The sequence below is a fragment of the Aeromonas sp. HMWF015 genome, assembly GCF_963878965.1.
GTDB lineage: Bacteria > Pseudomonadota > Gammaproteobacteria > Enterobacterales > Aeromonadaceae > Aeromonas > Aeromonas veronii.
In genome coordinates this window covers 1-5,038 of the sequence record NZ_CAWNZT010000108.1, presented here as the reverse complement: position 1 = coordinate 5,038, position 5,038 = coordinate 1, and the positions used below count along the sequence as shown (strand labels likewise).

The 5,038-nt window shown below is 60.5% G+C and carries 4 protein-coding genes and 1 pseudogene; 4 read left to right on the top strand and 1 reads right to left on the bottom strand.

Annotated elements, in window-relative coordinates; translation table 11 throughout:
• The 3 genes and pseudogenes from AACS18_RS23120 to nfo all read left to right on the top strand — a co-directional run.
• Positions 1–1,091: pseudogene (locus tag AACS18_RS23120) on the top strand (DNA polymerase III subunit gamma/tau C-terminal domain-containing protein); the annotation flags it as partial.
• Positions 1,092–1,205: 114 nt separating this feature from the next.
• Positions 1,206–1,535: a YbaB/EbfC family nucleoid-associated protein gene (locus AACS18_RS05255; protein WP_005333445.1), complete on the top strand. Its 330-nt coding sequence runs from the start codon at positions 1,206–1,208 to the stop codon at positions 1,533–1,535.
• Between the two features lie 318 nt (positions 1,536–1,853).
• Positions 1,854–2,696 (top strand): deoxyribonuclease IV, encoded by an 843-nt coding sequence (nfo, locus tag AACS18_RS05250; protein WP_106843572.1) that lies wholly within the window; start codon positions 1,854–1,856, stop codon positions 2,694–2,696.
• Between the two features lie 93 nt (positions 2,697–2,789).
• On the opposite strand, the gene AACS18_RS05245 is transcribed toward nfo, so the two are convergent.
• On the bottom strand, positions 2,790–3,695 hold the full coding sequence (locus AACS18_RS05245) for a LysR substrate-binding domain-containing protein (RefSeq protein WP_040068074.1): 906 nt from the start codon (positions 3,693–3,695) through the stop codon (positions 2,790–2,792).
• A gap of 102 nt (positions 3,696–3,797) precedes the next feature.
• On the opposite strand from AACS18_RS05245, the gene AACS18_RS05240 reads away from it, so the two are divergent.
• Positions 3,798–4,790 (top strand): TDT family transporter, encoded by a 993-nt coding sequence (locus tag AACS18_RS05240; RefSeq protein WP_108613882.1) that lies wholly within the window; start codon positions 3,798–3,800, stop codon positions 4,788–4,790.
• Positions 4,791–5,038: the final 248 nt, after the last annotated feature.

Here is a 5,038-nt window from a genome sequence, read left to right as displayed (position 1 = left end):
ATACGGACTATTCCCGTGGCGAGCCGCTGACCGCCCCCTTCGAGCCCGCGCTCGCAGCGACAGCAACGCCTGTTGCCGCTGCTGAACCGGTATCAGCGGTATCGAGCATGCAGAGCCTGCTTGGTAAGCGAAACATGCTGCGCAGCCGCCAGCGTGGTCAGGATGCCCCGGCGGCGCCCGCGCCGCGCGCGGTGCCGGTTGCGCCAGCTCGTCCTGTCGCGCCCGCTGTTGCTCCGGCCGTCACCCAACAGCCAGCTCCGGTCGGCCAACCGGCCGGGCAGGGGATGGCGACGATGGGACACTATGATGATCTGCCGCCAGTGGATCTCTATGGCGACGGTTACGAGCCGCAGGGTGATAACGGGGAATACGAAGAGTATCTCAATCAGGGCTTTGCCGAGCAGACTCAGGTGATGAGCCATGCCCCCGTCACGGCACCGGCCCAGCCAACCGATCTGCCACCCTGGGATCTCGACGGGCAGCCGAGCTATCGACCTGGCGAGCGCAGCGCTGCGGCGCCAGCGGTGACGTCCACCCCAGCGACCCAACCGCCCGTTGCCAGCACGGCAGTGGCTGCTGCTCCTGTGACGCAGAGTGAGCCCGCTCAGCCGGTGATGGAGACCATCGACTGGGATGAGCTCGAGAGCGACAGCGAGCCGCAAGAGGGGGAGGCGACCCGCCTTATCCCCTCCTCGCTGCTCAATGGTTGCGGCGATGCTTGGGCCGAGTTGATTGCCCACACTCAGGTGGGAGGGCGGCTGCGCCAGCTCGCCATCAACTCGGTGATGACGCGGGAAGGGGACAAGGTACTGCTAACTCTCAAGCCCGAGCAGCGCCATCTGGTGAGCGACAAGGCGCGCGCCGATCTGGCCGAGATCATCGGGCCAGCGCTGGGTCAACCGGTGCAGGTCGAGGTGACGCTTGGTGTGGTGCCTGACCAGGAGACCCCCCTTGAGATCGAACATCGCCTTTATCTCGGGGTGCGCGAGCAGGTGACCCGGGATCTGGAGCAGGATCCCAACGTGCAGTTTTTAGTTCAGCGGTTTGGTGCCGTGCTTCATCACGAGAGCATCGAGCCACTCAACCGCTAAATTCCGTGGCCGGGAGCTTGCTTCCGGTTGAAAAGCAGTTTGGCTGTCCCCATCTAGGACAGACAAGCCCACAGCCCGGCGCTGGATGCCGGATTTCAAGACGAGAGACGACATATGTTTGGTAAAGGTGGAATGGGGAACCTGATGAAACAGGCCCAACAGATGCAAGAGCGTATGCAGAAGGCGCAGGAGCAGCTGGCTCAGATGGAAGTGACCGGTGAAGCCGGTGCTGGCATGGTCAAGGTCACCATGACCGGTAGCCACAGCGTCCGTCGCATCGAGATCGACCCCTCCCTGATGGAAGATGACAAGGAGCTGCTGGAAGATCTGGTTGCCGCCGCTTGCAACGATGCCGTGCGTCGTGTGGAAGAGCAGAACAAGGCCAAGATGGGCGAACTGACAGGTGGCATGCAACTGCCGCCAGGTTTTAAAATGCCCTTCTAAGGCGACTCTCCCCGCGCATTCTTGCTCCCTTGTCGCTGGCCATTCGGGTCACGGCAAGGGGGACGGCCGAGAGACCCAAAGACGCAGCGTTATTGCTCAGACGATACGCTGCGTTTTTTTATGGGCGCCATGCTGGCGTGGACGGGCTCTAACTATCCCTTCTGGGGAGAGGTTGCTACAGAGCAGGCCGATTGCGCCATGAAACGCAGCCGCTTTGCCAAGGCGGCGCTATTTGTCGATACCCGCTATCGGATATCCCGGTTTGGCGTGGCCGGGCTGGATCGGCATAATGGCGGCTTGCCGTATCGAGGAGATTGTATGAAATATATCGGAGCCCACGTCAGTGCGGCCGGCGGGGTGGAAAATACCATCGCCCGCGCTCAGGCCATCGGGGCCAACGCGTTTGCCCTCTTTACCAAGAATCAACGTCAGTGGCAGGCCGCCCCCTTGTCGGATGCCACCATCCGCGCCTTCAAGGCGGCCTGTGACAAGGCCGGTTTTCTGCCGGAGCAGATCCTGCCCCACGACAGTTACCTCATCAATCTGGGCCACCCGGATCCCGATGGTCTGGCCAAATCCCGCGATGCGTTTCTCGACGAGATGAAGCGTTGCGAGCAACTGGGGCTCTGTTATCTGAACTTCCACCCCGGTAGCCATCTCAAGCAAATTCCCGAATTGGCCAGCCTCAAGCTGGTGAGCGAGTCCATCAACTGGGCGTTGGAGCGTAGTGAAGGGGTGACGGCGGTAATCGAGAATACCGCCGGGCAGGGGACCAACCTCGGCTGGTCGTTCGAGCACCTAGCCACCATCATCGAGGGGGTGGAGGACAAGAGCCGGGTCGGGATCTGTTTCGATACTTGCCACGCCTTTGCCGCTGGCTACGATCTGCGCACTGCCGAGAGCTGCGCTGCCGTCTTTGCAGAGTTCGACCGCACGGTGGGTTTTCACTATCTCAAGGGGATGCATATCAACGGCGCCAAGTGTACCTTCGGTAGCCGGGTCGATCGCCACCACAGCTTGCGGGAGGGCAATCTGGGAGAGGCAGTATTCCACCACATCATGAATGATGATCGCTTCGATCGCATTCCGCTGATCCTCGAGACCATAGACGAGTCCATCTGGGGCGAGGAGATCAGCTGGTTGCGCAGTCTGGCGAAGTGATACTCAGAAGCGAATCAAAGAGAGGGAGCCGTGGCTCCCTCTCTGCTTTTTCCCATTGGTGTGCAGGTCTGCGAGCGGCGCTCCGAGCGGGCGTTACTCTGCGCGGCTCACCTCGGCATCCTTCACCTGAGCACGGCAGAAGTGGATAAAGTGGCGCAGGGAGGTTGAGTGGTACTTCTGCTTGTGCCAGATAAGGGAGAGCTGGCGCGGGAAGCGACGGGAGAGGGGCAGGGCGATCAGCCGCCCATCTGCCAGGCGATCCGAGGCTGCCAGCCGGGAGATAAATGAGATGCCAAGCCCCTTCTCCACCGCCAGCATCACCGCCTCCAGAGTGTTGAGTTCAAGCCCTGGTTGCCAGCGGGGCAGCTCGGGCTGGATCTGCTGGATAAATTGCTCGCGGCTGCCCGATTGTGCTTCACGCAATACCCAGGTCTCGCCCCCCAGACGGGAGAGGGAGAGCTCCTTCTTGTTGGCAAGCGGGTGACCGGGTGGAGCTACCACCAGCATCTCGTCCTGCAGCCAGGGTTCGGCGAGCAGGTCGGGGTGGTGGTTCTCCCCCTCGATCAGTGCCATATCCAGCTCGAAGTTGGCCAGCGCATGGCAGAGCAGGTGAGTGTTGTTGATGGTCACCTTGGGGGGGAGCCCCAGCTCCTGTTTGCTGCTGGCGAGCAGGGTGGGGAGCAGGTAGTTGCCGATGGTCTGGCTGGCACCAAGGCGCAGCTGGCCGCTCGGCTCGGCATCGGGGCTGAACAGGTTCTCGATATCCTGCATCCGGGTCAGCAGCTCTTCGGCGGCCGGTTGCAGCAGGCGCCCCTCGTTGTTGAGCTGCAATCTGGGGTGAATGCGGTCAAACAACGGGGTGGAGAGCTGGCGCTCCAGCTCCTGCAGCGACTGGGAGACAGCCCCCTTGCTCAGGCAGAGCTCGTTGGCGGCAAGGCCAAGGTTTCCATAGCGGGCAATGGTGGCGAACACTTTCAGCTGCTGCAGGGTCAGTTTCATCGTGTTTGGTTTTCCTGAATGATTGATTTAATTCATTTAGATATCGTAAACGATAAGAGACCATTATCCTATCGCCATAGTCATCAATAGAAAGGTGTCATCATGATCGCAAGAACCCGTAAATCACTGGCTGCCGCCCCAACCCCCATGGCGGGTCTGGCGCTGGGCATCGCCAGCCTTGGTTGGTGTTGGGAAAATGCCGGTCACTTCGATGGCCGGATGCAACTGCTGGGCGCTGCCATTGCTGCCGTGCTGCTGGTGATCCTGACCTTCAAGTTTCTGCTTCACCCCCGCCTGCTGTTGCAGGATCTCGCTCACCCCGTGGTGGGCAGTGTGGTACCGACCTATGCCATGGGCACCATGGTGGTCTCCAAAGCGCTGGGTATGATTGCGCCGCAAGCGGGTGAGGCCCTCTGGCTGTTTGCCGTGGCGGTTCACCTGCTGTTCCTGGCCACTTTTATCTGGCATCGCGCCAAAGAGTTTGAAATCCACCACATGGTGCCGAGCTGGTTCGTGCCGCCGGTGGGGATCATCGTGGCTGACGTCGCCTTCCCGGGCGGTCAGTTTGCCCCGCTGGCCAACGGCCTGCTCTGGTTCGGGATCATCTGCTACGGCCTGATGCTGCCGCTGATGCTCTATCGCCTGATCTTCAGCCATGAAGTGCCGGATGCCGCCAAACCGACCATCGCCATTCTGGCGGCCCCTGCCAGCCTCTCTCTGGCCGGTTACCTGACCGTCAGCCAGGAGCCGTCACTGCTGCTGGTGGCCGTGCTGTTGGGGATCGCCATCCTGATGACCGGTATCATCTATCTGGCCTTCATCAAACTGCTGCGTCTGCCCTTCTCGCCGGGTTATGCCGCCTTTACCTTCCCGCTGGTGATCGGTGCTACCGCCCTGTTCAAAGTGGCCCATCTGGTTGAAGGGTTTGCGCAAGGCAGTCACTACGTCGAGCAGATCAGACTGCTAGCCCACTTCGAGCTGGGGGTGGCTACCATGATCGTCGGGTATGTGGCACTGCGTTACCTGATGTTTTTTCTGCCGCAGCGTGATACAGAAATGAGCAACGGCATGGCTCGCCAAGGGGCTCACCGATAAACCTTGATGATGTGACATCGGGAAATGGATAAGCAGTGCGCTCCGAGAGCGACGGGATAAACGACCAGTCATACGATGGATGGACAAAGAGCCTCCACCCTGGTTGTGTAACGAGCAAAATGCCCCGCAGTGCGGGGCATTTTTTTATGGTTTTTTGATGTGGCGCCCGTGGCGGGCTATTTGCCATGGATTTAACTGGTATTACCTGTCAGGACGACTACAATGCAGCACCACTTTTTCGCTCGACC

Bases quoted from the DNA above. Each gene is read 5' to 3' on its own strand.
- AACS18_RS05255 (WP_005333445.1), top strand. From the start codon at position 1,206: ATGTTTGGTAAAGGTGGAATGGGGAACCTGATGAAACAGGCCCAACAG.
- AACS18_RS05245 (WP_040068074.1), bottom strand. From the start codon at position 3,695: ATGAAACTGACCCTGCAGCAGCTGAAAGTGTTCGCCACCATTGCCCGC.
- nfo (WP_106843572.1), top strand. From the start codon at position 1,854: ATGAAATATATCGGAGCCCACGTCAGTGCGGCCGGCGGGGTGGAAAAT.
- AACS18_RS05240 (WP_108613882.1), top strand. From the start codon at position 3,798: ATGATCGCAAGAACCCGTAAATCACTGGCTGCCGCCCCAACCCCCATG.